This window comes from Aeromonas sp. OTU364, assembly GCF_038440395.1.
Lineage (GTDB): Bacteria > Pseudomonadota > Gammaproteobacteria > Enterobacterales > Aeromonadaceae > Aeromonas.
In genome coordinates, this window is sequence record NZ_JASATR010000010.1 from 70,600 (window position 1) to 93,985 (window position 23,386).

Consider the following 23,386-nt stretch of genomic DNA (forward strand, 5'->3'; position numbering starts at 1 on the left):
AGAATCCCAGGTCGTTTAGCTCAGCTGGGAGAGCACCTCCCTTACAAGGAGGGGGTCACTGGTTCGAGCCCAGTAACGACCACCATGCTTTAAAAATGATACAGATGGGTCGTTAGCTCAGTCGGTAGAGCAGTTGACTTTTAATCAATTGGTCGCTGGTTCGAATCCAGCACGACCCACCATCATTCAGTCTTATCCCAGGTCGTTTAGCTCAGCTGGGAGAGCACCTCCCTTACAAGGAGGGGGTCACTGGTTCGAGCCCAGTAACGACCACCATGCTTTGAAAAAAATGATACAGATGGGTCGTTAGCTCAGTCGGTAGAGCAGTTGACTTTTAATCAATTGGTCGCTGGTTCGAATCCAGCACGACCCACCATCATTTAGCCATATCCCAGGTCGTTTAGCTCAGCTGGGAGAGCACCTCCCTTACAAGGAGGGGGTCACTGGTTCGAGCCCAGTAACGACCACCATGTTTTAACACCGTCCGCCACATGCGGTTGGTGACAGGTTCAAGATGGGTCGTTAGCTCAGTCGGTAGAGCAGTTGACTCTTAATCAATTGGTCGTAGGTTCGATCCCTACACGACCCACCAATCTTGACCACAGAGAATCCCAGGTCGTTTAGCTCAGCTGGGAGAGCACCTCCCTTACAAGGAGGGGGTCACTGGTTCGAGCCCAGTAACGACCACCATGCTTTAAAAATGATACAGATGGGTCGTTAGCTCAGTCGGTAGAGCAGTTGACTTTTAATCAATTGGTCGCTGGTTCGAATCCAGCACGACCCACCATCATCAGTCTTATCCCAGGTCGTTTAGCTCAGCTGGGAGAGCACCTCCCTTACAAGGAGGGGGTCACTGGTTCGAGCCCAGTAACGACCACCATGCTTTGAAAAAAATGATACAGATGGGTCGTTAGCTCAGTCGGTAGAGCAGTTGACTTTTAATCAATTGGTCGCTGGTTCGAATCCAGCACGACCCACCATCATTCAGCTTTATCCCAGGTCGTTTAGCTCAGCTGGGAGAGCACCTCCCTTACAAGGAGGGGGTCACTGGTTCGAGCCCAGTAACGACCACCAGATTGAAAAAAAGCCCGCAGCAATGCGGGCTTTTTTTATTCGCTCGTCAGGTGTGCAGCCGATCGAGTTCGTTGGCCAGCGTGGTTGCCGCCTGCTCCAGCTCCTCGCTCAAGAGGTGGCTGGCACTCGCCTCCTGCCCCAGGGCGGTGGCGGTATCCCCAATGCGCATCAGATTCTGGTTGATGCTATCGCTGACGGCGCTCTGCTGCTCGGCGGCGGTAGCCACCTGGCTGATGTGATCATGGATCTGCTGGATCTGGCTCACCACCTGATTGAGCGCCTCGAAGGCCTGCTCGGTTCCCTCGACCGTGCTGACGGATCGGGTGATGCCCGTATTCATCAGCTGCTGGCTGCTGGTGACCTCGGTTTGCAGACTGCCGATGAGCTGGCCTATCTCGTCGGTGGATGAACGGGTCTTGTTGGCAAGGGCCCTCACTTCGTCCGCCACCACGGCAAAGCCCCTGCCCATGTCGCCAGCCCGCGCCGCCTCTATGGCCGCATTGAGTGCCAGCAAGTTAGTCTGCTCGGCGATGGCCCGGATCACGTCGAGAATGTGGCTGATGTTGGTGCTGCGCTGGGCCACCTGCGCCACCGCCTTGTCCGCCTGGTGCATGTCCTCGACCAGGGTGTGGATCTCGCTACGGGCCCGGCTCAAGGTCTGCTGGGCCCTGTGGATATGGTGGGTGGCCGTTTCCGACTCTTGCGCCGCCTGCTCGGCGTAACCCGCCACGCTGACCGCAGTGGTGCTCATCTCGTGCATGGCACTGACCACGCTCTCCAACTCCAGACTCTGTTCATCCAGGCTGCTGCGCATGGCATCCGCCGTCTGCTTCATGCCCATTGCCTGCTGGTGTACCTGCTGACCAATCTGCTTGCTGCCCTGCACCATGGCTCTCAGTTTGCCGAGGAAGGCATTGAGGTATCTACCTAGCTCGATGAGCTCCTGGTGGGTATCTATCTGCATCTGCTGGGTCAGATCCCCCTCATTGCTGGCGAGGTGGGAGACGTGGCGGCTGATGAGGGAGAGAGGGGCCGTGATGGTCTGAATGAACCAGACGAGCAGAGCCAGTGCCACCAGGGTGATGACGACTATGGCCATCAGCTGCTGTTGCCGGGTGGCTTGCAGCAGGCTGCCAAGCTGGTTGCTGATGGTGTTGGCCTGACTGAGGGCGAGGGCCTTGGGCACCTTGATCATCAGCCACCACTGGCTGTCGGCGGCGTCGATCTTGATGGGTTGCTGCAGGATGAAGTCGCTGTCGCTATCCCTGGGCTTGCCATCTGGCGCCACCAGTCCGGCCTCCGTCAGGGGGCGCCCCAGCTTGTCCGCATGGCGGTTGCTGCCGACGATAAAGCCCATCTTGCTGACCAGGGTCACCTCGGCCTGATTGTCATACAGACTCTTGCCGAGGCGCTCGGCCAGTTGCTGGAAGATGGGCAGGTTCATGTCGACCCCGGCGATCCCGACAAACCTGCCCCCCTTGAGGATGGGGACCGTCAGGCTGGTCATCAACATCTGCTTGCCAGGGCTTATCTCGTAGAGGTAGGGCTCCATCAGGCAGGGGCGCAGGCTGTCACGGCCACAGAGATACCACTCGCTGTTGCGAATGCCGAACTCGTTGCGCGAGGTATCGAACTTGGCTTCGCTGGTTGCCGCATCTATCTGCTGCTGCGCAATCTGGCCATTCTGCTCCCGGGTGAAGTACACCTCCAGGCTGCCCTTGCCCGCGACCGAGTGTGTTGCCCCCGCCTGCCAGCTGGCATCCTGCCCGTCATAGCCATCGGGTTCGAACTGGGCATAGATGGAGCTGATCCCCTCAGCCTGACGCAGGCGGCTGCCAAGCAGCAGCTCCACCTGCGGGCGGCTCGGCATCAGCTCCGGCTGTGCCATGCCGTCTTCGAGCTGTGCGGCTATCCCCAGCGGTATCTGGTAGGACTGCTGCAACAGGTCGGCGATTTGCACGGCATAGCGCTCGGCCTGGAATTGCAGGGTGCGCGATACCTCCTGCTCCAGGGCGCCGCGAGTCTGGGTCATGATGTCATTGCGCAGGGTGTTCAGGGAGGCAGACTGCATCAGGGTCATGGCGACGCCACTGGCGAGAAAGAGGCCCAGGGTGAGCAGCAGCAACTTGGTTTTGAGCGAGCGTTGTTTCATTCGACAACTCCTTTTGGCAAGAATGACAACGATAAATCCGGGCGGGTTCTGACCGTTTTACTGTACTGGATTTGTTGATGGGTTTGTGCGCGGCTTCTGGTTATAATTTTGGCCTTTCCAAGCGTTGATGGAACAGTCGCAATGAGCAATGCACTGAGCAGTGTCCCTCCGGTCATCGAGATGGACTATCCCTTTCCGGTCAAACCGGCTCCCCTGACTGCCGAACAGAAGGCGGCCCTGATCATCGAGATCAAGGCGCTGCTCGAGGCGCGTCAGGCCGTGCTGGTTGCCCACTACTACACGGATCCCGAGATCCAGGCGCTGGCCGAGGCCACCGGCGGTTTCGTCGGCGACTCCCTCGAGATGGCTCGCTTCGGTCGTGATCACGCCGCCCAGACCCTGATCGTGGCCGGTGTGCGCTTCATGGGGGAGACCTCCAAGATCCTGAGCCCCCACAAGCGGGTGCTGATGCCGACTCTGGAGGCGGAGTGCTCCCTGGATCTGGGCTGCCCCATCGACCAGTTCTCCGCCTTCTGCGATGCCCATCCCGACCACATAGTCGTGGTCTATGCCAATACCTCGGCGGCGGTGAAGGCGCGGGCCGACTGGGTGGTCACCTCCAGCATCGCGCTGGAGATAGTCGAGCACCTGGACAGCCAGGGCCACAAGATCATCTGGGGGCCGGACAGACACCTGGGTGCTTACATCGAGAAGAAGACGGGCGCCGAGATGCTGCGCTGGCAGGGTCACTGCATCGTCCACGACGAGTTCAAGGCCAAGGCCCTGCGCGAGCTCAAGGCCCAGAACCCGGATGCGGCCGTGCTGGTGCACCCGGAGTCCCCGGCTTCCGTCATCGAGCTGGCGGATGCGGTGGGGTCTACCAGCCAGCTCATCAAGGCGGCCCGCGAGCTGTCCCAGCAGAAGCTGATCGTGGCGACCGATCGCGGCATCTTCTACAAGATGCAGCAGGCCTGCCCGGAGAAGGAGATGGTGGAGGCGCCGACCGGTGGCGATGGTGCCACCTGCCGCAGCTGTGCCCACTGTCCCTGGATGGCGATGAACGGTCTGGTGGCGATCAAGGAAGCGCTGACCGACGGCGCCGAGCGTCATGAGATCCATGTGGATGAGGCGCTGCGCCTGAAGGCCCTGATCCCGCTGGATCGCATGCTGAACTTCGCTGCCGAGCTCAAGCTCAAGACCCAGGGCAATGCCTGACCTTCTCTGATGACAAGATGCAAAGAGGGCTCCCGCGGGAGCCCTCTTTATTTATCCGTCTGACATATCGTCAGATGATCACGGCGGAGAAGCTGTGCTCCTCGTCCGGCGCCACCGTTACGCCGGCGTCGGCGGTGATGGCTGCCTCGACACAGAGGTTGGAGTGATAGCCTTCATCGCCCGGCCAGGCTTCAGATGATCACGGTAGAGAAGCTGTGCTCCTCGTCCGGTGCCACCGTTATACCGGCGTCGGCGGTGATGGCTACCTCGACACAGAGGTTGGAGTGATAGCCTTCATCGCCCGCCCAGGCTTCAGATGATCACGGTAGAGAAGCTGTGCTCCTCGTCCGGTACAACAGTGATGCCGGCGTCGGCGGTGATGGCTGCCTCGACACACAGCATGGTGCGGTAGCCGTCGTCGCTCATGTCGGCCATGGCCGCGGCGCCCTCAGCCCAGGGATTCCAGACCACCACGCTGTCATGGTTGCCGCTCACTACCTGGGTGGTGCGATCCCCATCCTGCAGGCTGACCATGGGGTCGGGCTGGTTGTAGATGCGATCCATGGCGGCAGAGAGCGTCAGCGCCCCCTGTTGCTGTGCCTCCCGGCCGGTCAGCTTGTCATGGTAAGGCTCGCCGAGGCCGGTCACCTGAACGGCCTCCGGGCGGCTTATCTGCAGATAGGTGTGCAGGGCCGCGTTGTAGGTGAGGGGCGTCTTGCCGGTGTTGCGGGTGGTCAGCACCAGGGAGAGCTCCTTGCCCACCAGCACATCCAGCTCCAGCTCGAAGGCGTGGGGCCAGAGGGCACGGCTGGCGTCGGTGTCACGCAAAGACAGATGGACGAGGGTGCCATCCCCGTGATCGGAGACGCCATCCAGGGTCCAGAGGCTGGTGCGGGCGAAGCCATGGGCCGGTTTGCCGCTGCCGACGCGAGCGGGGGAGGGGCCGAACCAGGGCCAGCACAGAGGGATACCGCCCCGGATCGGCTTGCTGCCATCCAGCACGGCCTTGTCGCTGAGCCAGATAGAGGCGGGTTCGCCGTGGCGCTGATAGCTCAGCACATGGGCGCCAAACAGGCTGATCTCGGCCCTGGCATGCTGGTTGTCGATGGTCAGCAGAGGCTGGCCATCCGCTGGGTGGCTAAGGGTGCAGTGGGCAGTCAGAGTACGTGTCGGTTGCATGGAGACTCCTGTGTTCGGGCACATTCAGAAAGGGTCCGTGATTCAGAATACAAAAAGGCGGCCAATGGCCGCCTTTTTTCAAGCTACGCGATTGCGCATCCCAAATTACTTGGAGATGTGAGCGATCAGGTCCAGAACCTTGCTGGAGTAGCCCATTTCGTTGTCGTACCAGGAGACGACTTTCACGAAGGTCTTGTTCAGCTGGATACCAGCCTTGGCATCGAACACGGAAGTCTGACGCTCACCCAGGAAGTCGGTGGAAACCACTTCGTCTTCGGTGTAGCCCAGCACGCCCTTCATGGCGCCTTCGGAGGCAGCCTTCATGGCCTGGCAGATTTCAGCGTAGGAGGCTTCTTTCTTCAGGTTGACGGTCAGGTCAACGACGGACACGTCCGGAGTCGGAACGCGGAAAGCCATGCCGGTCAGCTTGCCGTTCAGTTCCGGGATGACCACGCCAACAGCCTTGGCAGCACCGGTGGAGGACGGGATGATGTTCTGAGCCGCACCGCGGCCACCGCGCCAGTCTTTGGCAGACGGACCATCAACGGTCTTCTGGGTAGCAGTGGTAGCGTGGACAGTGGTCATCAGGCCGGATTCGATACCGAAGGTATCGTTCAGAACCTTGGCGATGGGGGCCAGGCAGTTGGTGGTGCAGGAAGCGTTGGAAACGATGTCCTGGCCAGCGTAGGAGTTCTGGTTAACACCCATGACGAACATCGGGGTGGCGTCTTTGGACGGACCGGTCAGTACGACTTTCTTGGCACCGGCAGCGATGTGCTTGCGAGCGGTCTCGTCGGTCAGGAACAGACCGGTAGCTTCGGCAACAACGTCAACACCGATGGCATCCCATTTCAGGTTTGCCGGGTCACGTTCAGCGGTAACACGTACGGTTTTGCCGTTGACAACCAGGTTGCCGTCTTTGACTTCAACGGTGCCCTTGAAGCGGCCGTGGGTGGAGTCGTACTTCAGCATGTAAGCCATGTAGTCAACGTCGATCAGATCGTTGATACCAACCACTTCGATGTCAGCACGCTCAGCGGCCAGACGGAAAACGAAACGACCGATACGGCCAAAACCGTTAATACCTACTTTGATAGTCATAATTGGTTACCTAACTGTTCAGTAGTCAAAGAAAATTCCGTTTGTAAATTTACTAGAACTCACCGGTGAGTCAACCAACAATCTGCGCGAAATTGCGCTATATCATGAAAAACTGTGAAATTTATTTTCGTTTTATGTAACTGGCTACCAACTTTTGTCGAATGCATCATCAGCGGATCCGGTCGCAGAGATCAACAATAGTGCCTGTCCGGTCACACATCCGGCCGGGGAGATATGTAAAAATGTGCGCGGTTTAGCATGGCCAAAGAGCCACTGTTCAAGTACCACCCATAAAAATTAATCACAAATAGTGTAGATAGAATCCACAGCGGGAATTCTCAAACTATGACCACCCTGATTGAACAGCTGGCTGCCGCCAAAGGTATCGCCAGTGAGTATGTTGATGCCTGGGGCCACCCGGCCCAGGTATCCGAAGAGAGCAAGGCCGCCATGCTGGGCGCCATGGGCTACCGCGTCGACGACGAGGCCGCCCTGACCGAGCAGCTGGAGCAGGAGCACCGTCAGCACTGGTTGCGGCCTCTGGATCCCGTGATGGTAGTGCGCAGTGGCGATCCCGTCAGCCTCGAGGTTCGTCTGCCCATCGAGTTCGTCAATGACGCCCTCCACTGGCAGATAGAACTGGAGCAGGGTGCCCTGTTGTCCGGCCAGCTGACCCCCATCGAAGGGGAACTGGTCGGCGTCGCCGAATTCGAAGAGATGGAGTGCCAGGCCTACAGGGTCGCGCTGGATGTGCAGCCGGAGCTCGGCTATCACCAGTTGGTGCTGCTGGAAGAGGGCAACGACGAGCCGCTCGCCACCATGCGCCTCATCGTCGCCCCCAAGTCCTGCTACAAGCAGGCGCCGATTGCCAACGGCCGCAAGGTGTGGGGTCCGAGCGTGCAGCTCTACTGCCTGCGCAGCCGCCACAACTGGGGCATAGGTGATTTCAGCGACCTCGGCCAGCTGGTCGAGAAGGCCGCCGCCTGGGGCGCCCACTTCGTGGGGCTGAACCCCATCCACGCCCTCTATCCGGCCAACCCCGAGAGTGCCAGCCCCTACAGCCCCTCTTCCCGTCGCTGGCTCAACGTGGCCTACATCAACGTGGAAGCCGTGCCCGAGTTTATCGCCAACGATCGGCTCAAGGCCGATGTGGCGAGCCCGGCCTTCCAGCAGCATCTGGCCTCCCTGCGGGCCAAGGAGAACGTGGATTACACCGGCGTCATCGAGACCAAGATCGGGATGCTGCGTCAGGTGTTCGATGAGGCCAGGCTCGGCGCCGAGCGTCAGGCTGCGTTCGATGCCTTCGTGGCCGCCGGTGGCGACAGCCTGCAACAGCAGGCCGCCTTCGATGCCCTGCAGGCCCACTTCTATGGCAAGGGTGAGAACGCCTGGGGCTGGCCGGTCTGGCCGGATGCCTTCCGCGATTACCACAACCCGGAAGTGGCGGCCTGGATGAAGGAGCACCGCCAGGATGTGAATTTCTACCTCTATCTGCAGTTCCTGGCCGATGAGCAGCTGGCACAAGCCGATGCCCGCGCCAAGGCGGCCGGCATGGTGATGGGGATCTACCGGGATCTGGCGGTGGGCGTCTCCGAAGGCTCCACCGAGATCTGGGCCAACCGGGATCTCTACTGCCCGAAAGCCTCGGTCGGTGCTCCCCCCGACATACTGGGCCCCCTCGGCCAGAACTGGGGCCTGCCCCCCATGAACCCGAACCAGCTGTTCGAGGCGGCCTATCAGCCCATGGTGGATCTGTTCCGCGCCAACATGCGTGCCTGCGGCGCGCTGCGCATCGATCACGTGATGGCCTTGCTGCGGCTGTGGTGGGTTCCGCCCGGAGCGTCCGCCGCCAAGGGCGCCTACATCTACTATCCGGTCAACGATCTGCTGGGGATACTTGCCCTCGAGTCCCACCGCAACCAGTGCCTGCTGATCGGCGAGGATCTCGGCACTGTGCCGGAAGGCATAGACGTGACCCTCAAAGAGAACGGGGTCCACTCCTACAAGGTGTTCTTCTTCGAACGCTCCAAGGACGATGGCGGCTTCATCTCCCCGGCGCACTACACCGAGCAGGCGATGTCGGCCCTGACCACCCACGACATGCCGACCCTGAAGGGCTTCTGGCATTGCGACGATCTGGCGCTGGGTCGCGAGCTGGGCCTGTACCCGGATGAAGAGGTACTCAAGACCCTGTATGCTGATCGCCACCAGGCCAAGCAGCGGATCCTTGACAGCCTGCATGCCCATGGGGTCATCTCTGGCAACATCAGCCATGACGTGAACTGGGTCGGGATGAACACCGAACTCAACCATGGCCTGCAACTGCACATGTCCCGCGGCAGCTGTGCCCTGTTCAGCACCCAGCTGGAAGACTGGCTGGAGATGGACAAGCCGGTCAACGTGCCGGGCACCAGTTACGAATACCCGAACTGGCGTCGCAAGCTTTCAACGGATCTGGAAGATATTTTTGCCGATGAGGCGCTCAAGGCGCTGGCGGGCAAGATGAGCCAGGCCCGTGACGAGGCCAGTCGTTGAGCCCCTGCTGTCAACATGTGACTCACTTTCATCCGCTTCGGCCCAGGCCGGAGCGGATGTTCAGCCATGAAAGGAAATGTCGATGCCCGTTGAACGTTTGGTTGCCGCCCGCTGTGCCGATCCCTTCTCCCATCTAGGCCTGCTGGCCAATCCGGATGGGCCAGGCCTGAAACTGACGGCCTGGTTGCCCGATGCGCTCGAGGTCCGGGTCAGGGACCTCAAGTCAGGCAAGATAGTTGCCACCCTGACCTCCGCCGACGAAGCGGGCCTTTTTGAAACTGTTTTCACTCGCCGCAAGAATCCCTTCCCCTATCAGCTGATCGCCAGCTACCCCGATGCCAGTGCCGAATCCATCGACCCTTACCAGTTCCAGGCTGCCGCCTGGGAAGGCCTGGCCGAGCTGAGCTTCCAGCCGGAAAACCTCTACCACACCCTGGGTGCCCAGCTGCGCACCGTGGAGCATCTCGGCCAGCGGGTGGCAGGGGTGCGCTTCGCCGTCTATGCGCCGAGCGCCACGGCGGTGAGCCTGATCGGCGATTTCAACTTCTGGGATGGCCGTCGCCACCCCATGCAGCGCAGCCAGTGCGGCCACTGGGTGCTGTTCGTGCCAGGCCTCAAGGCCGGGGATCGCTACAAGTTCGAGCTCAAAGACCCCATGGGCAACCGCCTGCCCCACAAGAGCGATCCCGTGGGTTTCTACTGCGAGCAGTATCCGTCGTTCGCCTCCGTCATCCACGACCACGAGCAGTACCAGTGGCAGGATGCCGCCTGGCGCGAGAGCCAGCGCAACGACAAGCGGGAGCAGCCGCTCTCCATCTACGAGCTGCACGTGGGCTCCTGGAAGCGTCACCCCAACGGCGACAGCCTGAACTGGCGCGAGCTGGCGGTGGAGCTGGTCAACTACGTCACCGAGATGGGGTACACCCACATCGAGCTGATGCCGGTCTCCGAGCACCCCTTCAGCGGCTCCTGGGGCTACCAGCCGGTGGGCATGTTCTCCCCCACCAGTCGCTACGGCAGTGCCGATGACTTCAAGCATTTCGTCGACGCCTGCCACCAGGCCGGCATAGGCGTCATCCTCGACTGGGTGCCGGCTCACTTCCCGTCCGATGCCCACGGCCTCGCCCGCTTCGACGGCACCCCGCTCTACGAGTACGAGGATCCGCGTCGTGGCTGGCACCCGGACTGGAACTCCTACATCTACGATTTTGGCCGCAACAACGTGCGCCAGTTCCTGGTGGCGAGCGCCCTGTTCTGGCTCGACAAGTTCCACATCGACGGCCTGCGGGTGGATGCGGTGGCCTCCATGCTCTATCTGGACTATTCCCGCAACGCCGGTGAGTGGGTGCCGAACGTCGACGGGGGCAACCACAACTACGAGGCGATCAGCCTGCTCAAGTGGACCAACGAGGAGGTCTACGGCAAATATCCCCACGCCATGACCATAGCCGAGGAGTCCACCGCCTTCGCTGGGGTCTCCCGTCCCACCTTCCTCGGCGGCCTTGGGTTTGGTTTCAAGTGGAATATGGGCTGGATGCACGACACCCTGAGCTACATGCAGAAGGAGCCGATCCACCGCCGCTATCACCACAACGAGATGACCTTCTCCATGGTCTATCACTATGACGAGAACTTCATCCTGGCCCTGTCCCACGACGAGGTGGTGCACGGCAAGCACTCCCTGCTCTACAAGATGCCCGGTGACGAGTGGCAGCAGGCCGCGAACCTGCGGGCCTACATGGGCTTCATGTATGGCCATCCGGGCAAGAAGCTCAACTTCATGGGTACCGAAATCGCCCAGAGCAACGAGTGGAATCACGATGCCCAGCTGCCCTGGCACCTGCTGCAATTCCCCAAGCACGGCGGCCAGCAACGGCTGATCCGGGATCTCAACCGGCTCTATCGTCATGAAGCTGCCTTGTATCAGGCGGATTATGAGCAGAGCGGCTTCCGCTGGCTGGATCACAACGACGCCGACAACAGCATCTTCGCCTGGCTGCGGGCCGACAGGCAGGGGGCCAATCCTGTGGTGATCGCCTCCAACTTCACCCCGGTGCCGCGCCTCGCCTATCGCCTCGGGGTGCCGGCGGCAGGCCGCTATGCCGTGGTGCTCAACACCGACAGTGAGCATTACTGGGGCAGCAACTATGATGTGGGTTTGACCCTAGTCGCCGAGGCGACCCCCTGGCAGGGGATGGCGCACAGCATAGTGCTGGACTTGCCGCCGCTCGCGACCTTGTTCATCAAACAGGAGTCCTGATGTTTGTAATGGAAAATGGGGCGGACTACCCGCTGGGAGCCCGGCTCGACGAGGCGGGCTGCCACTTCTGCGTCTGGGCCCCCCAATCGGACAAGGTGGAGCTCTGCCTGTTCGACGAACAGGAGCAGGAGCTGGTCCGGCTGGCCCTGCCCGGTCGGCGCGGCCAATACAGATTCGGCTATGTGCGCGGGGTGCGGGCAGGTCAGCGTTACGGCTATCGGGTCCATGGCACGCCCCAGGAGGGGATGCTATTCGACCCGGACAAGCTGCTGATCGACCCCTATGCCAGGGCGCTCAGCCGGGCGACCCGTTGGGATGACGACCTCTATCAGGGGGACAGCGCCGCCATGGTGGCCAAGTCGGTGGTGGTGGACGACGCCTTCGACTGGCAGGGCGTCGGCAAGCCTGCCATCCCCCCCGAGCGGGTGGTGCTCTACGAGACCCACGTCAAGGGCTTCACCCGCCAGCACCCCGGGGTGCCCGAGGCGCTGCGGGGCACCTACCTCGGCATCAGCCATCCGCTGATGATCGAACACCTGCTCTCTCTCGGGGTCACTTCGGTGCAGCTGATGCCGGTGGCCGCCTTCATGTCGGAGCCCAGGCTAGAGCAGCTTGGGCTGACCAACTACTGGGGCTACAACCCCATCGCCTTCTTCGCCCCCGAGCCGCGCTACGGGGCGGGAGAGGCGGTGACCGAGTTCAAGACCATGGTGCGCGAGCTGCACCGGGTCGGGCTCGAGGTGATACTGGACGTGGTCTACAACCACACCGCCGAGTCCGGTGCCGACGGCCCCATGCTCTCTCTCAAGGGGTTCGACAACGCCGGCTACTACGCCTTCGAATCGGGGGCCCACGGCCCGGACTACCAGCGCCACGCCAACGTCACCGGCTGTGGCAACAGCGTCAACCTGGATCACCCCAACAGCCTGCGACTGGTGCTCGACGCCCTGCGCTACTGGGTCACCGAGATGCAGGTGGACGGTTTCCGCTTCGATCTGGCGGTCACCCTGGCGCGGGAGGCGGGGGAGTTCGATCCCATGAGCGCCTTCTTCAAGGCCCTGCTGGCAGATCCCGTGCTGGCGCGGGTCAGGCTCATCGCCGAGCCCTGGGACATAGGCCCCTTCGGCTATCGCCTGGGCCAGTTCCCGAGCCAGTGGCTGGAGATCAACGACCGCTATCGCGACACGGTACGCGCCTTCTGGCGCGGTGACGCGGGCAAGATGGGGGACTTCGCCACCCGGCTGGCGGGGTCGCGGGATCTCTTCCCGAAGAACTGGCGCTCCCCCCACACCAGCGTCAACTACCTCTGCTATCACGACGGCTTCACCCTGGAGGATCTGGTCTCCTACAACCAGCGCCACAACCAGGCCAACGGTGAAGACAACAGAGATGGCCACGGCAACAACCTCTCCTACAACCACGGGGTGGAGGGGCCGACCCTGGACCCCAGGGTGAACAACCTGCGCCAGCAGCAGAAGCGCAACCTGATCGCCACCCTGCTGCTCTCCCAGGGCACACCGCACTTCCTGGCCGGGGACGAGATGGGCCGCAGCCAGCTCGGCAACAACAACGCCTATTGCCAGGACAACCAGATCAGCTGGGTCAACTGGCAGTTGCGCCCCGAGGATGAACGGCTGCTCGCCTTCACCCGCCAGATGATGGCGCTGCGGGCGGAGTCCGGGGTCTTCGCCAACCTGCAACTGAGCGACGATGAGTGGAATGGCAAGGCGACCAGCTGCCACAGGGTCAACTGGTATCACCCCGATGGCCATCAGCTCACCGATCAGGACTGGCACGCCCCCATGGGGCAGGCGTTCGCCATGGACATCGGCATGCTGACGTGCGGCGGGGAGCGCTGGTACGTGCTGTTCAACGCCAGCGACTACGACATCCAGTTCCGCCTGCCGCCGCCGGGAGAAGGGCTGGAGTGGATCCAGACCATAGACACGGCCACCAACGACGGCCTGCCCTTCCTGCCTGACGACATCAAGCGGCAGGTGGCGGTGGGGCGCGCCCACTCCCTCAAATTGCTGGAGCGGGTTGCGCTGCCGGCGGTGGCGCTGGCCAAGGAAGGGGTGGTCGCCACGCCGGATGTTGCCGCCGTGTTGCCAACGGGATCACAGTTCCCGCTGGCGGGGTAGAGTCGGGGCGTCCGAGTGGGTATGCTGGGCGCCGTGATAAAAGGCAAGGAGTCAGTATGAAGGGCAACAATCCCGAGCAGTGGCGCAGCAAGTTGAGTGCCGAGCAGTTTCACGTTTGCTGGGAGAAGGGCACAGAGCGCCCCTACAGCGGCGCCCTGCTGCACAATCGCAAGAGCGGGGACTACCTCTGCGTCTGCTGCAAGAGCGTACTGTTCCATGCGGATGCCAAGTTTGACTCCGGCTGCGGCTGGCCCTCCTTCGATCGGGCCATCGAGGGGACAGTGACCTACACAGAGGATCGCAGCCACGGCATGGCAAGGGTGGAGATCACCTGCAGCCAGTGCGGCTCCCACCTGGGTCACGTCTTCCCGGACGGGCCGACCGAGACAGGCCAGCGCTACTGCGTCAACAGCCTGAGCCTGGAGTTCGAGCCCGATACAGACGCCTGAAAGCTTTGGAAATGAAAAATGGCGCCTCCGCTTGCGGAGGCGCCATTTTTTATGGGGTCCTGGTTGACCCTCAGATCGGCAGCAGGCTGGCCCCCACCAGCAGGGCGGAGAGCGCCAGTATGGGCAGCCTGATGACGCGCAGCAGATAGAAGCCGATGGCGGCCAGCGCCAGATCGGTCGGGGCCAGCACGGCGCTCTGCCACACCGGCTGATAGAGGGCGGCCAGCAGCAGCCCCACCACGGCGGCGTTGATGCCGGCCACGGCTCCCGCCAGCCTGGGGTGGGCCAGCCAGCGCTGCCAGCAGGGACCCAGGGCCCAGAGCAGCAAGAATCCCGGCAAAAATAGTGCGAGCGTTGCCAGCAGGGCGCCCGCCAGTGGCGCGGCAGGCAGCAGCTGGGCGCCCAGGTAAGTGGCCAGGGTGAACATGGGGCCGGGCACCAGCTGGGCCAGGCCATAGCCGGTCAGGAACTGCTGCTCGCTGAGGCTGTGGCCGACGCTCTCCTGCAACAGGGGCAGCACCACGTGACCGCCGCCGAACACCAGACTGCCCGCCCGATAGAAGTCGGCGACCAGCTGGCTGGCGGGGCCCTGGGCCAGCAGCGGCAGGCCGACAAACAGCAGGGCAAACAGCAGCAGGGTCGGCCAGTGGGGTTGGCGAGTCAGATCCTCTGAGGGGGCCTGCGCCGGCTCGCTCTGCTCACGGTAGGCGCAGAGCAGGGCTGCCCCCAGCAACATGCCCAGCTGGGTCAGCAGGCCAGGCTGCCACCAGAGGGCGGCGGCGGTCGCCACCATGACTCCCTGTTGCAGCGCCGTCTTGCAGAACTGGCGGCTCATGGTGAGCACCGCATCGGCCACCACCACCAGCGCCAGCAGCTTGAGGCCGTGCAGGGCGGCATCCAGCCAGAGGTTGTTGCCGAGCTGCCCGAGGCCGATGGCGGCGGCCAGCAACAGCAGGAAGGAGGGCAGGGTGAAGCCGGCAAAGGCGGCGAGCGCGCCCCCAAGGCCGGCCCGCTGGCGGCCGATGGCGAAGCCGAGCTGGCTGGAGGCGGGTCCCGGCAACAGCTGGCACAGGGCCAGCAACTGGGCAAACTCGGCCTGGCTCAGCCAGCCCAGCCGCTGGACGAAGGTGCGCTGGAAGTAGCCGATATGGGCGGCCGGCCCGCCGAAACTGATGCAGCCGAGCCACAGAAATTGAAGGAATACCTGTCCCACCACTCACTCCCCGTTGTCATCGTTGATGGGCGGGATGATATGACAAAGCGATGACTTTTTTATGACAATTCGCGCTGGTGTGGCTGTGGCAATTAGCCGCGAGCCAGCCAGTAGGGGATGGTCATTCTGTCGGCTGAGGCAGATGGCAGCGTCCCGCCAGCCGGCAGGGGATGGGGATTAGGTCGGCTGGCCTGGTTGCGGCAGATGGCGGCTTTTACGTTACAGACTGCGGCAGATAGCAGCGTCCCGCCAGCCAGCAGGGGATGGGGATTAGGTCGGCTGGTCTGGTTGTGGCAAGTAACAGCGACCAGCCAGCTGGCAAGCGATGGTCACGCTGTCGGCTGAGGCAGATAGCAGCGCCCCGCCAGCCAGCAGGCGATGGACTGGCGGCTGGCATCGAAGTGGGGCTCGGGCAGCGCGCGGGGATCGCACCAGACCCAGCCCTCGCACTTCTCAGGCTCCAGCAGTTGCGGCTCCCCTTCCACCTCGGCCAGCAGGGTGACAGAGATGTAGTGCAGCCCGCTCTCGCGCCAGGTCTCCAGGTTGTTGGTGACGGCGATGACGCTGGGGTTGGTGATGAGAAAACCCGTCTCCTCGGCCACCTCCCGGATCGCCGCCGACTCGAAGCTCTCGCCAAGCTCCAGATGGCCGCCGGCGATGGACCAGTAGGGGGCGTGGCTGCCTTTGCGCTTGCCGAGCAGCACCTGGCCCTGATGGTTGACGAGGATGACACCGACCCCGACGCGGGGATAGGGAGTGGACATAAGAAGAGCTCCTTGCTGTGGCTGCGCGACGAGGGGCATCGACCACCGACGCCGGGACAAGACGTGGCAGGGATGGGCAGGGCACCCTGCCGACCCGGCATGGCACCATAAAAAACGGGCCCACCTTAGGACGGATGGGCCCGTTTCGCAAGTCGCCGCTGGAGGAGCCCGAGGGCGCGGGAGCTTGCCGTTTCTCTATCTGCCAATCAGATGGCTATCGCTAATCGCATCTGCCAAGCAGATGGTAGAAACGGGGAATGAGGCTCCCCGGTGCGTGGCTGGCCGTCAGCCCAGCCAGATCGGCCTCTTGCCGGCGCTATGCCCATCGGCTTGTCATCGTCGATAAGGGCCAGGGCAGGCCGCTTGTCAGCCCAGCCTGACCAGCATCTTGCCGGTGTTGCGGCCCTCGAACAGCCCGATAAAGGCCTGCGGCATGCTGGCCAGCCCCTCGCTGATGGTCTCCTCGGCCTGCAGGGCGCCGGCCTCGAAGGCGGGGATGGCCTCGGCCAGGAACTCCCCGTAGTGCTGCCAGTGATCGGAGACCAGCAGCCCCTGCATCAGGAGGCGTTTGCGGATCATCTGGGAGAGGTTGCGCGGGCCGCTCCCCTGGCCATTGCTGTTGTACTGCTCGATGAGGCCGCACAGGACGATGCGCCCGTGCAGCGCCATGTGGTTGAGGGCCGCGTCCAGCATGGCGCCCCCCACGTTCTCGAAGTAGACCTGGATGCCTGCCGGGGCGAGGCGGGCCAGCTCGGCGTCGAGATCCGGCGTCTCCCTGTAGTTGATCACCGCATCCGCACCGAGCGTCTTGAGGTAGGCGACCTTGTCGGCCGAGCCGGTGGAGCCGATCACCCGGGCACCGGCCCGCTTGGCGAGCTGTACCGCCATGGTGCCGACCGCGCCCGAGGCGGCCGAGACCAGCAGGGTCTCACCGGCCTGCAGGCGGGCGACCTTGTGCAAGCCCGCCCAGGCGGTCATGCCTGGCATGCCGAGGGCGCCGAGGAAGAGCTGGGACGGCAGCGCCGTGGCGGGCAACCGGGTCAGCTGCTCCCCCTTGGCGACGAAGGCATCCCGCCAGCCCAGCATGCTGCTCACCTGGTCACCCACCTTGAAGTCGGGGTGACGGGAGGCCTGCACGGTGCCGATGGCGCCGCCGTCGAGGGGGCCGTTGAGGGGGAAGGGGGACACATAGCTCTTGGCCTCGCTCATGCGACCGCGCATGTAAGGGTCCACCGACAGCCACTGGTTGGTCACCAGCACCTCGCCCTCCTGCAGGGCGGGCAGGGGCACTTCCCTGAGGGCGAAATCGTCCGGGGTGGGGAGGCCGGTGGGGCGGCGCAGCAGTTGGATCTGATGGCTGATCGGGGTCATGGTCGTTCTCCAGCGGGGTAGGGGGTTGTCGACGCCGCGCCAGCCTGGGGGCGGAGGCAACGGCTCGGGCATTCTGTTTGTGTGCAAACTAAAATCAGGTTAATCCCGAAAAGAGGGGGTGACAACTGTTTTGTGTGCAAATTATTCAGGCGTCAGTTGTCCTGGGGTATACTGGCCCCAGTCGTCAGCGAGGTGCCCCATGAGTGAATTGAAAAAGCAGGTCTGTTTTGCCCTCTACAGCGCCTCCAATGCGGTGATGCGCGCCTATCGGCCGCTGCTGGACAAGCTGGATCTCACCTACACCCAGTACCTGGTGATGCTGTCGCTCTGGGCGCGGGACGAGGTCAGCCTCAAGGAGATTGGCCAGGAGACAGGGCTGGACGCGGGCACCCTGACCCCCATCGTCAAGCGGCTGGAGAGCAAGGGCTGGCTGACCCGCACCGTCTCCAGCGAAGACGAGCGGCAAAAATGCATCCGCCTGACCGAGGCGGGGCGCCAGCTGCAGCAGGGGGTCAGGGAGTGCTGTCTGGCGGACAACTTGCGCAATCAAGTGGATCTGGCCGATGCCGAGCTGGCCGAGCTCAAGCGACTCTGCGATCGCGTGGCGGCCCAGCTCGGGCGCTGAATCCTCTTCCTCTTGCCTGGAGTCATCCGATGAAACCCTGGTTACCCTTGCTTGTTCTGCTGCTCGGTGGCTGCGCCGGCGGCACCCAGCCCCCGTCCGAGTTGCGGATCGATGATGCGGATGCCTGGCAGGCCCTCTGCAAGGATGGCGTCAGGGTCAGGGCCATCAGCGAGGAGGGGATCTGCGCGGATCACCGCGGCCTGGCCATGTGGACGAATAAGCCAAGGTCGGTTCGAATGGCAGAGGAAGCCGCCAAATAGTGTGATCCAGACGCCATAAAATGACACAACCGGCCCCTTGGCCGGTTTTTTTCGCGATCTAGCCTGCACTTTGCGGCCTTGTTCATGGTGCACTCATGCTTCCCTTTCCATACTGGCCCCACAGTTTCATGAGAGGAGAGAGAGATGCAGTCATCCATCGTCGGGCTCTCCATTCTGTGGGGGCTGGCCAGTTTTGGTGTTCAGGGGGATTTCATCGAGAGCCGTGATTCCGTTGCGCCGTCCTGGCAAGCCGAGTCCAGAGTGGAGATGGAAGGTTATCTGATTGAGTCGCTTGGCGAAGATCGCTGGGTGTTCGATAACGGCAGCGAGAGTCTGCTGGTCTCCCTGCCCGAGGGGCAGTGGGTGTCAGAGGGGGAGCGGTTGCGACTGAGCGGCGAACCCCAGCAGGAGCAGGCCGGCTGGTTGTTGCAGGTGCAGGACGTCAGCCAGGTCGGCGTCTGATCCGGTCAGTTCCCGGTGACACAAGATACAAAGAGGAGGCCTGGGCCTCCTCTTGCTTTTTGTGCCTCTGGCCCTCAGCCCAGGTGGTTGAGGGGTAGCGCCGTCTTGTGCTTGATGCGGCGCAGCACGAAGCTGGAGCGCACCCCGGTCACCCCGGAGATGTGGGTCAGCTTGTCCAGCAGGAAGTGCTGGTAGTGCTCCATGTCCCGTACCACCACCTTGAGCTGGTAGTCGGCGTCGTTGCCGGTGATGAGGTCGCACTCCAGCACCTCGGGCAGATCCTGGATGGCCCGATCGAAGTTTTCGAACCGCTCGGGGGTGTGCCTGTCCATGGAGATGTGAATGTAGGCGGTGAGGGTGAGCCCCAGCTGGCGGGCGTTGAGCAGGGTGACGTGGGTATCGATGAGACCGGCATCCTCCAGCGCCTTGACCCGGCGCGAGCAGGGGGAGGGGGAGAGCCCGACCAGTTCGGCCAGCTCCAGGTTGCTGATGCGGCCATTCTCCTGCATCAACTCCAGAATATGCCTGTCTATGCGATCAAGTTTCAGCATTCTCCGTTCCTCGTTGCAATTACTGATTCACTTTTCCTAGATTAAGGGTGAACTATTGCAAAAACAACTGAAAATACCTACTACTTCACAACCACTCACCGCACCGGTAGGAGTACCATGGTTTCATCTTCCGGTGGCAAGACAGATGCCCGACCAGGCCTCTGTGGTGAAGGACCTTACCGGGTCAACAACCCCATCAGCCGTCCGACCTTATCGGGAAACGACGGGCTGGAACGAGAGCATCCCCTCCCCGAAGGCAACAAAGCAGGCATCCCGGCGCCTGCTTTGTTGTTTTTGCGCGCCGGCATCCTCAGGCCTGCGGCGGCCGGATGCGATAGAGGCAGCGCCTGTCCCCCTCCAGCAGGTACTGCTCCCGCTCCACCCCGGCCGGTGCCAGCAACTGGCGAAACAGCGCCAGCTCGCTCCGGCAAAAGCCCCGGCAGGCCCGCGCCGCGGCGCAGATGGGGCAGTGACTCTCCCACCATAGCCAGCTGCCATCCTCCTCCTGGCTCATGTCCGCCATATAGCCCTCCCGGCTGCGCAGCTCCTTGAGCGCGGTCAGCCGATCCGCCAGCGCCGGCTGGGTCAGCCTGGCCTGATAGCGGCTCAGCATCTGCTGCTCCCGCCGTGCGATCAGTTGATCCAGGCCGCTCTCGCCAAACAGCTGCTGCACGTCGTCGATGAGCTGCAGGGTCAGCTCGCTGTGGGTGTCGGGGAAGCGCTGCCAGGCCTGCTCGGTCAGGTGCCAGAGCCGTATCGGGCGACCGCGGCCCCGCGCCTCGTCGCTAAAGCCCACCCAGCCGTCGGCCTCCAGCGCCGTCAGATGCTGGCGGGCGCCCATGGAGGTCATCTGCAACTGCTCCCCCAGCGCGGCGGCACTCTGGGGGCCGTGAGTCTTAAGCAGGTAGAGGATCTTGTCGGTACTGGCGTTCATGGGGGATCTCGTTATCGACAGGCATTCGCTGCGGGAAAGCCAGGGCGGCACTGGCGTTGATAGGGTCATTATGGGCAGCGGCCTCATTTAAATCAATAATTCACTTTACTTAATGCCGTTCCCTTCGCAGTATAAATAAACCAATGACTTTATTTAATGAGGCGAAGATGGAAGGGATCAAGGGACAGGCGACCCTCTGGGTATTGGTGATGACGGTGACCCTGGCGGTGGCGGGCTTCAGCCTGCCCTCGCCGGTGCTGGCGCCGCTGATGCTGGATCCGGCCCAGGGCATGTTGACGCCCGAGGCGTCTGACTGGAGCCGCAAGCTGTGGCTCGGGGTCATCATGGGGCTCTATCCGCTGTTTCAACTGCTGGGGGCCCCCTGGCTGGGCAAGCTGTCGGATCGCCATGGCCGCAAGCCGGTGCTGACCCTCTGCCTGGTCGGGGTGCTGGCGGGTTATGTGCTGATGGCCCTGGGGATCGCCTGGCGCTCCCTGCCGCTCTTGCTGCTGAGCCGGGTGGTGGAGGGCTTCTTCAACGGCGACATCGCCATCGTCCAGGCCATGGCGGCGGACATGAGCACCGCCAAAACCAAGGCGCGCAACTTCGCCCGCATCAACATCGGCATGAACCTGGGTTGGGTGCTGGGCCCCATGATAGGGGGCTATGCGGCCGTGGTGTCGGGGGATTACAGCCTGGCGGCCTGGCTGGCGGTGGCCATGACGGCGGGCAACCTGCTGCTGGTGCTCTGGCTGTTGCCCAACCGGCCGCCGGTACCGGCCGAGCAGGAGCTGGCTTCCCTCTCGACCCGGCAGTTGCTGTTGCAGCCCCGCCTCCTGCCCTACTTCGTACTGACCCTGCTCAGCTACGGGGCGGTGCAGCTCTACTTCACCTACTTCAACGTCTGGCTGGTGGAGCGGCTCTCCTGGGATCCGGTGCAGCTGGCCCAGGCCGCCGTGCTGGTGAGCGTGCCCATGATGCTGGGTTCCTGGCTCGGGGAGCAGTTGGCCCGCCACTGGCGCGGCAGCTCCCTCGGCATCGTCGGACATCTGGTGATGGCGGCGGGCATGCTGATGTTCATCCTGCCGACCCAGTGGTGGGGGCTGGCGCTCACCTTCATTCCGGCCGGCATCGGCATGAGCCTGGGGGAGCTCGCCACCTCGGTGGCCATCTCCAACCGCAGCCATGCCAGCCAGCAGGGGCAGGCGATGGGGATCTATCGCGGCCTGGCGGTGGGCAGCGAGATCCTGGCGGTGGTGCTCGGCAGCCTGGCGCTGCTGGCAGGCACCGAGTGGCCCTTCTATCTGGCGGCGCTCTGCGGCGTGATCTGCGCCCTCGGTTTCTACGGGTTGCGCAGACGGGCGGACAGGCGAAGCGCCGTGGCCGCCTGCGCCGAGCCGGGCTGACGAAGGGCGAGGGGATCACAGATTGGCGCCGGAGTGGCAGGCGGGGCTTGCATCCCGGCGCCGAGTTTGGGACGGTATGGCTCTTTGTCCCCTTTTACTCCGTCGCCCGGCGAACCTGGCCAGCACAGGCCTTCATATGCGCCCCGCGATGCCCAGTCCTGAGAGGTGATATGAATCATTATCAAGCCATTGTGCTGGACGCGGGATTATACGGTGCCGCATTCGTTTCGACATTCTTGGAGGTGATATGAGTCGTTTTCAGGCCATTGCTTTGGATATGGACGGTACCCTGCTGACCCGGGATCACAAGATCTCGTCCGCCACCCGGGCCGCCCTGGCCCAGGCCCGGGCCCACGGCATCAAGGTGCTGCTGGTGACGGGTCGCCACTTCATGACGGCCCGTCCCTTCCATCACGAACTGGCCCTCGACACCCCCCTCATCTGCAGCAACGGCGCCTACCTCTATGATCCGGTGCAGGGTCGGATCCAGGTCGGGGATCCCCTGGCGGTGGCGCCGCTCACCGGCCTGCTCGCCGAGGTGCAGGCCCAGCAGATGGGCGCCCTGTTCCACCTCGACGAAGGCATAGGCTATCTCGGCTGCGAGGAGCATGTGGGGCGGATGCGGCACTGGTCGGCGAACCAGCCGGATCACCTCAAAGTCTCCCTGCTGCCCGCCGAGGATATCGACAGCTGGCTGCAAAAGCCCATCTGGAAGCTGGAGCTGTTCAATCAGGATCCCGGCCTGCTGCACCGCTTCGTGGGGGAGGTGGTGCAGCATCTGCCCTTCACCCAGGACTGGGCGGCGCCCTATGCGGTGGAGCTGGTGCAGCCCGGGTGCAGCAAGGGCAACCGGCTGGCCCAGTGGGCGGCGAGGGAGGGCATAGCGATGGAAAACGTGGTGGCCTTTGGGGACAACAACAACGACATCAGCATGTTCGAGCAGGTGGGGCTGGCGGTGGCCATGGGCAATGCGGCGCCCCAGATCCAGGCCCATGCGGACAGGGTCACCGCGGATCACAACGAAGACGGCATAGCGCTGGCGCTGCAGCGCTGGGTCCTGCCCTCCTGAGGGGCAACAGAAAGGGGCCGGCGCGGCCCCTTGATTGTCAGCTCCCGAAGGAGAACTGGATCACCCGATCCGGGAAGCGGATCCGGTTGTAGTCACGGCGCACCCCTTCGTAGTGGCGGATGGCGCGCTCGCGCTGGGCCCGGTAGTAGTCCCGCTGCTTGCTGTCGCTCTCGCCCCGGATCTGCTGATCCAGCTGATAGATGGTCCGCTCGGTGCGCTCCAGCTCCTGTTGCAGCTCGCCGAGGCGCTGCTCAAGCAGGAACTCCTTGCGGCCGCGCTCGAACTGGGTGAGGAAGCTGGTGTCGTTGGGGCAGACCCCCAGGTACTCGTTCCCCTCCCGCCCCTTGCTGTAGGCGAGCTCCGGGATGCAGTAGAGCTCCAGCCCCTTGGCGTAGCCGCGCTGCCACTCGTCTTCGTCCACCCTGAGGCCGTACTCCCCGCAGGTCTGCTTGTAGTCACGGGTGGCGGTCCGGGTCTTGCCCTGCTCCCCGTCCTGATAACCCTGGTTGTACCAGCTCATGGCGCGGCACTCCTCCTCCGACAGGGAGCTGCACCCGGCGAGCAGCAGGGGGAGGGTCAACAGCAGGATCTTGGGGGACATGAAGGGGCTCCGACAGCAATGATG

The 23,386-nt window shown here is 63.1% G+C and carries 19 protein-coding genes and 11 tRNA genes; 21 read left to right on the forward strand and 9 right to left on the reverse strand.

Annotated features, from left to right (window positions below; translation table 11 throughout):
* Positions 1–9 precede the first annotated feature (9 nt).
* From AAHB08_RS11700 to AAHB08_RS11750, 11 genes are all read left to right on the forward strand, one after another.
* Positions 10–85: transfer RNA gene (locus AAHB08_RS11700), tRNA-Val, on the forward strand.
* A gap of 21 nt (positions 86–106) precedes the next feature.
* Positions 107–182 (forward strand) — tRNA-Lys (locus AAHB08_RS11705).
* A gap of 18 nt (positions 183–200) precedes the next feature.
* A tRNA-Val gene (locus tag AAHB08_RS11710) sits at positions 201–276 on the forward strand.
* Between the two features lie 24 nt (positions 277–300).
* Positions 301–376: transfer RNA gene (locus tag AAHB08_RS11715), tRNA-Lys, on the forward strand.
* An 18-nt stretch (positions 377–394) separates the two neighbouring features.
* A tRNA-Val gene (locus tag AAHB08_RS11720) sits at positions 395–470 on the forward strand.
* 46 nt (positions 471–516) lie between these two features.
* Positions 517–592 (forward strand) — tRNA-Lys (locus AAHB08_RS11725).
* A 22-nt stretch (positions 593–614) separates the two neighbouring features.
* Positions 615–690 (forward strand) — tRNA-Val (locus AAHB08_RS11730).
* Positions 691–711: 21 nt separating this feature from the next.
* Positions 712–787 (forward strand) — tRNA-Lys (locus AAHB08_RS11735).
* Positions 788–804: 17 nt separating this feature from the next.
* A tRNA-Val gene (locus AAHB08_RS11740) sits at positions 805–880 on the forward strand.
* Between the two features lie 24 nt (positions 881–904).
* Positions 905–980: transfer RNA gene (locus AAHB08_RS11745), tRNA-Lys, on the forward strand.
* A gap of 18 nt (positions 981–998) precedes the next feature.
* Positions 999–1,074 (forward strand) — tRNA-Val (locus tag AAHB08_RS11750).
* A 46-nt stretch (positions 1,075–1,120) separates the two neighbouring features.
* Here the strand turns inward: AAHB08_RS11750 and AAHB08_RS11755 are convergent.
* Positions 1,121–3,226 (reverse strand): methyl-accepting chemotaxis protein, encoded by a 2,106-nt coding sequence (locus AAHB08_RS11755; protein ID WP_342059009.1) that lies wholly within the window; start codon positions 3,224–3,226, stop codon positions 1,121–1,123.
* A 141-nt stretch (positions 3,227–3,367) separates the two neighbouring features.
* Here AAHB08_RS11755 and nadA point away from each other — a divergent pair, with 141 nt between their 5' ends.
* Entirely contained in the window at positions 3,368–4,441 is a 1,074-nt protein-coding gene (gene nadA, locus AAHB08_RS11760) for a quinolinate synthase NadA (protein ID WP_342059010.1), read from the forward strand.
* Positions 4,442–4,753: 312 nt separating this feature from the next.
* Here nadA and AAHB08_RS11775 read toward each other — a convergent pair whose 3' ends face one another.
* Together AAHB08_RS11775 and gap are read right to left on the reverse strand one after the other, a co-directional pair.
* Positions 4,754–5,620 (reverse strand): D-hexose-6-phosphate mutarotase, encoded by an 867-nt coding sequence (locus AAHB08_RS11775; protein WP_342059011.1) that lies wholly within the window; start codon positions 5,618–5,620, stop codon positions 4,754–4,756.
* A 105-nt stretch (positions 5,621–5,725) separates the two neighbouring features.
* The gene (gene gap, locus AAHB08_RS11780) at positions 5,726–6,721 is read right to left on the reverse strand and encodes a type I glyceraldehyde-3-phosphate dehydrogenase (RefSeq protein ID WP_139439088.1); all 996 of its coding nucleotides are present in this window, start codon (positions 6,719–6,721) and stop codon (positions 5,726–5,728) included.
* A 345-nt stretch (positions 6,722–7,066) separates the two neighbouring features.
* On the opposite strand from gap, the gene malQ reads away from it, so the two are divergent.
* From malQ to msrB, 4 genes are all read left to right on the forward strand, one after another.
* Positions 7,067–9,256 carry a 4-alpha-glucanotransferase gene (gene malQ, locus AAHB08_RS11785; protein WP_342059012.1) on the forward strand — a complete coding sequence of 730 codons (2,190 nt, stop codon included), beginning with the start codon at positions 7,067–7,069 and terminating at the stop codon, positions 9,254–9,256.
* An 82-nt stretch (positions 9,257–9,338) separates the two neighbouring features.
* Complete coding sequence (gene glgB / locus AAHB08_RS11790) at positions 9,339–11,516, forward strand: 1,4-alpha-glucan branching protein GlgB (RefSeq protein ID WP_342059013.1); 2,178 nt, start codon at positions 9,339–9,341, stop codon at positions 11,514–11,516.
* Complete coding sequence (gene glgX, locus AAHB08_RS11795; RefSeq protein ID WP_342059014.1) at positions 11,516–13,657, forward strand: glycogen debranching protein GlgX; 2,142 nt, start codon at positions 11,516–11,518, stop codon at positions 13,655–13,657. Before glgB ends, glgX begins: the two co-directional genes overlap by 1 nt.
* A gap of 56 nt (positions 13,658–13,713) precedes the next feature.
* A complete protein-coding gene (gene msrB / locus AAHB08_RS11800) occupies positions 13,714–14,106 on the forward strand; it encodes a peptide-methionine (R)-S-oxide reductase MsrB (RefSeq protein ID WP_106884912.1) in 393 nt (130 codons plus the stop codon).
* Positions 14,107–14,176: 70 nt separating this feature from the next.
* Here msrB and chrA read toward each other — a convergent pair whose 3' ends face one another.
* The 3 genes from chrA to AAHB08_RS11815 all read right to left on the reverse strand — a co-directional run bounded on the left by chrA (position 14,177) and on the right by AAHB08_RS11815 (position 17,454).
* Positions 14,177–15,319, reverse strand: coding sequence for a chromate efflux transporter (gene chrA, locus AAHB08_RS11805; RefSeq protein ID WP_342059015.1), 1,143 nt, complete (start codon positions 15,317–15,319; stop codon positions 14,177–14,179).
* A 329-nt stretch (positions 15,320–15,648) separates the two neighbouring features.
* Positions 15,649–16,083 carry a nucleotide triphosphate diphosphatase NUDT15 gene (locus AAHB08_RS11810; protein WP_139439097.1) on the reverse strand — a complete coding sequence of 145 codons (435 nt, stop codon included), beginning with the start codon at positions 16,081–16,083 and terminating at the stop codon, positions 15,649–15,651.
* Between the two features lie 366 nt (positions 16,084–16,449).
* Complete coding sequence (locus AAHB08_RS11815; RefSeq protein ID WP_342059016.1) at positions 16,450–17,454, reverse strand: NADP-dependent oxidoreductase; 1,005 nt, start codon at positions 17,452–17,454, stop codon at positions 16,450–16,452.
* A 199-nt stretch (positions 17,455–17,653) separates the two neighbouring features.
* Between AAHB08_RS11815 and AAHB08_RS11820 the strand changes: the two genes are divergently transcribed.
* The 3 genes from AAHB08_RS11820 to AAHB08_RS11830 all read left to right on the forward strand — a co-directional run bounded on the left by AAHB08_RS11820 (position 17,654) and on the right by AAHB08_RS11830 (position 18,801).
* On the forward strand, positions 17,654–18,079 hold the full coding sequence (locus AAHB08_RS11820) for a MarR family winged helix-turn-helix transcriptional regulator (protein ID WP_162519291.1): 426 nt from the start codon (positions 17,654–17,656) through the stop codon (positions 18,077–18,079).
* A 29-nt stretch (positions 18,080–18,108) separates the two neighbouring features.
* On the forward strand, positions 18,109–18,339 hold the full coding sequence (locus tag AAHB08_RS11825; protein ID WP_139439101.1) for a hypothetical protein: 231 nt from the start codon (positions 18,109–18,111) through the stop codon (positions 18,337–18,339).
* A 144-nt stretch (positions 18,340–18,483) separates the two neighbouring features.
* Positions 18,484–18,801: a hypothetical protein gene (locus tag AAHB08_RS11830; protein ID WP_005324594.1), complete on the forward strand. Its 318-nt coding sequence runs from the start codon at positions 18,484–18,486 to the stop codon at positions 18,799–18,801.
* A gap of 74 nt (positions 18,802–18,875) precedes the next feature.
* Here the strand turns inward: AAHB08_RS11830 and AAHB08_RS11835 are convergent, their stop codons facing one another.
* Positions 18,876–19,352 carry an Lrp/AsnC family transcriptional regulator gene (locus AAHB08_RS11835; RefSeq protein ID WP_025325819.1) on the reverse strand — a complete coding sequence of 159 codons (477 nt, stop codon included), beginning with the start codon at positions 19,350–19,352 and terminating at the stop codon, positions 18,876–18,878.
* 310 nt (positions 19,353–19,662) lie between these two features.
* Positions 19,663–20,286, reverse strand: a complete 624-nt coding sequence (locus AAHB08_RS11840; RefSeq protein ID WP_139439103.1) for a helix-turn-helix transcriptional regulator — start codon at positions 20,284–20,286, stop codon at positions 19,663–19,665.
* A gap of 167 nt (positions 20,287–20,453) precedes the next feature.
* On the opposite strand from AAHB08_RS11840, the gene AAHB08_RS11845 reads away from it, so the two are divergent.
* Both AAHB08_RS11845 and AAHB08_RS11850 read left to right on the forward strand, forming a co-directional pair.
* Complete coding sequence (locus AAHB08_RS11845; RefSeq protein ID WP_319916990.1) at positions 20,454–21,692, forward strand: MFS transporter; 1,239 nt, start codon at positions 20,454–20,456, stop codon at positions 21,690–21,692.
* 247 nt (positions 21,693–21,939) lie between these two features.
* Positions 21,940–22,761: a Cof-type HAD-IIB family hydrolase gene (locus AAHB08_RS11850; RefSeq protein ID WP_342059017.1), complete on the forward strand. Its 822-nt coding sequence runs from the start codon at positions 21,940–21,942 to the stop codon at positions 22,759–22,761.
* Positions 22,762–22,798: 37 nt separating this feature from the next.
* Here AAHB08_RS11850 and AAHB08_RS11855 read toward each other — a convergent pair whose 3' ends face one another.
* Positions 22,799–23,362: a DUF2799 domain-containing protein gene (locus AAHB08_RS11855; RefSeq protein WP_106884903.1), complete on the reverse strand. Its 564-nt coding sequence runs from the start codon at positions 23,360–23,362 to the stop codon at positions 22,799–22,801.
* Between the last annotated feature and the right edge of the window lie 24 nt (positions 23,363–23,386).

Bases quoted from the DNA above. Each gene is read 5' to 3' on its own strand.
- malQ (WP_342059012.1), top strand. From the start codon at position 7,067: ATGACCACCCTGATTGAACAGCTGGCTGCCGCCAAAGGTATCGCCAGT.
- msrB (WP_106884912.1), top strand. From the start codon at position 13,714: ATGAAGGGCAACAATCCCGAGCAGTGGCGCAGCAAGTTGAGTGCCGAG.
- AAHB08_RS11840 (WP_139439103.1), bottom strand. From the start codon at position 20,286: ATGAACGCCAGTACCGACAAGATCCTCTACCTGCTTAAGACTCACGGC.
- glgB (WP_342059013.1), top strand. From the start codon at position 9,339: ATGCCCGTTGAACGTTTGGTTGCCGCCCGCTGTGCCGATCCCTTCTCC.
- AAHB08_RS11815 (WP_342059016.1), bottom strand. From the start codon at position 17,454: ATGACCCCGATCAGCCATCAGATCCAACTGCTGCGCCGCCCCACCGGC.
- AAHB08_RS11825 (WP_139439101.1), top strand. From the start codon at position 18,109: ATGAAACCCTGGTTACCCTTGCTTGTTCTGCTGCTCGGTGGCTGCGCC.
- nadA (WP_342059010.1), top strand. From the start codon at position 3,368: ATGAGCAATGCACTGAGCAGTGTCCCTCCGGTCATCGAGATGGACTAT.
- AAHB08_RS11855 (WP_106884903.1), bottom strand. From the start codon at position 23,362: ATGTCCCCCAAGATCCTGCTGTTGACCCTCCCCCTGCTGCTCGCCGGG.
- gap (WP_139439088.1), bottom strand. From the start codon at position 6,721: ATGACTATCAAAGTAGGTATTAACGGTTTTGGCCGTATCGGTCGTTTC.
- AAHB08_RS11845 (WP_319916990.1), top strand. From the start codon at position 20,454: ATGGAAGGGATCAAGGGACAGGCGACCCTCTGGGTATTGGTGATGACG.
- AAHB08_RS11775 (WP_342059011.1), bottom strand. From the start codon at position 5,620: ATGCAACCGACACGTACTCTGACTGCCCACTGCACCCTTAGCCACCCA.
- AAHB08_RS11835 (WP_025325819.1), bottom strand. From the start codon at position 19,352: ATGCTGAAACTTGATCGCATAGACAGGCATATTCTGGAGTTGATGCAG.
- AAHB08_RS11755 (WP_342059009.1), bottom strand. From the start codon at position 3,226: ATGAAACAACGCTCGCTCAAAACCAAGTTGCTGCTGCTCACCCTGGGC.
- AAHB08_RS11820 (WP_162519291.1), top strand. From the start codon at position 17,654: ATGAGTGAATTGAAAAAGCAGGTCTGTTTTGCCCTCTACAGCGCCTCC.
- glgX (WP_342059014.1), top strand. From the start codon at position 11,516: ATGTTTGTAATGGAAAATGGGGCGGACTACCCGCTGGGAGCCCGGCTC.
- AAHB08_RS11850 (WP_342059017.1), top strand. From the start codon at position 21,940: ATGAGTCGTTTTCAGGCCATTGCTTTGGATATGGACGGTACCCTGCTG.
- AAHB08_RS11810 (WP_139439097.1), bottom strand. From the start codon at position 16,083: ATGTCCACTCCCTATCCCCGCGTCGGGGTCGGTGTCATCCTCGTCAAC.
- AAHB08_RS11830 (WP_005324594.1), top strand. From the start codon at position 18,484: ATGCAGTCATCCATCGTCGGGCTCTCCATTCTGTGGGGGCTGGCCAGT.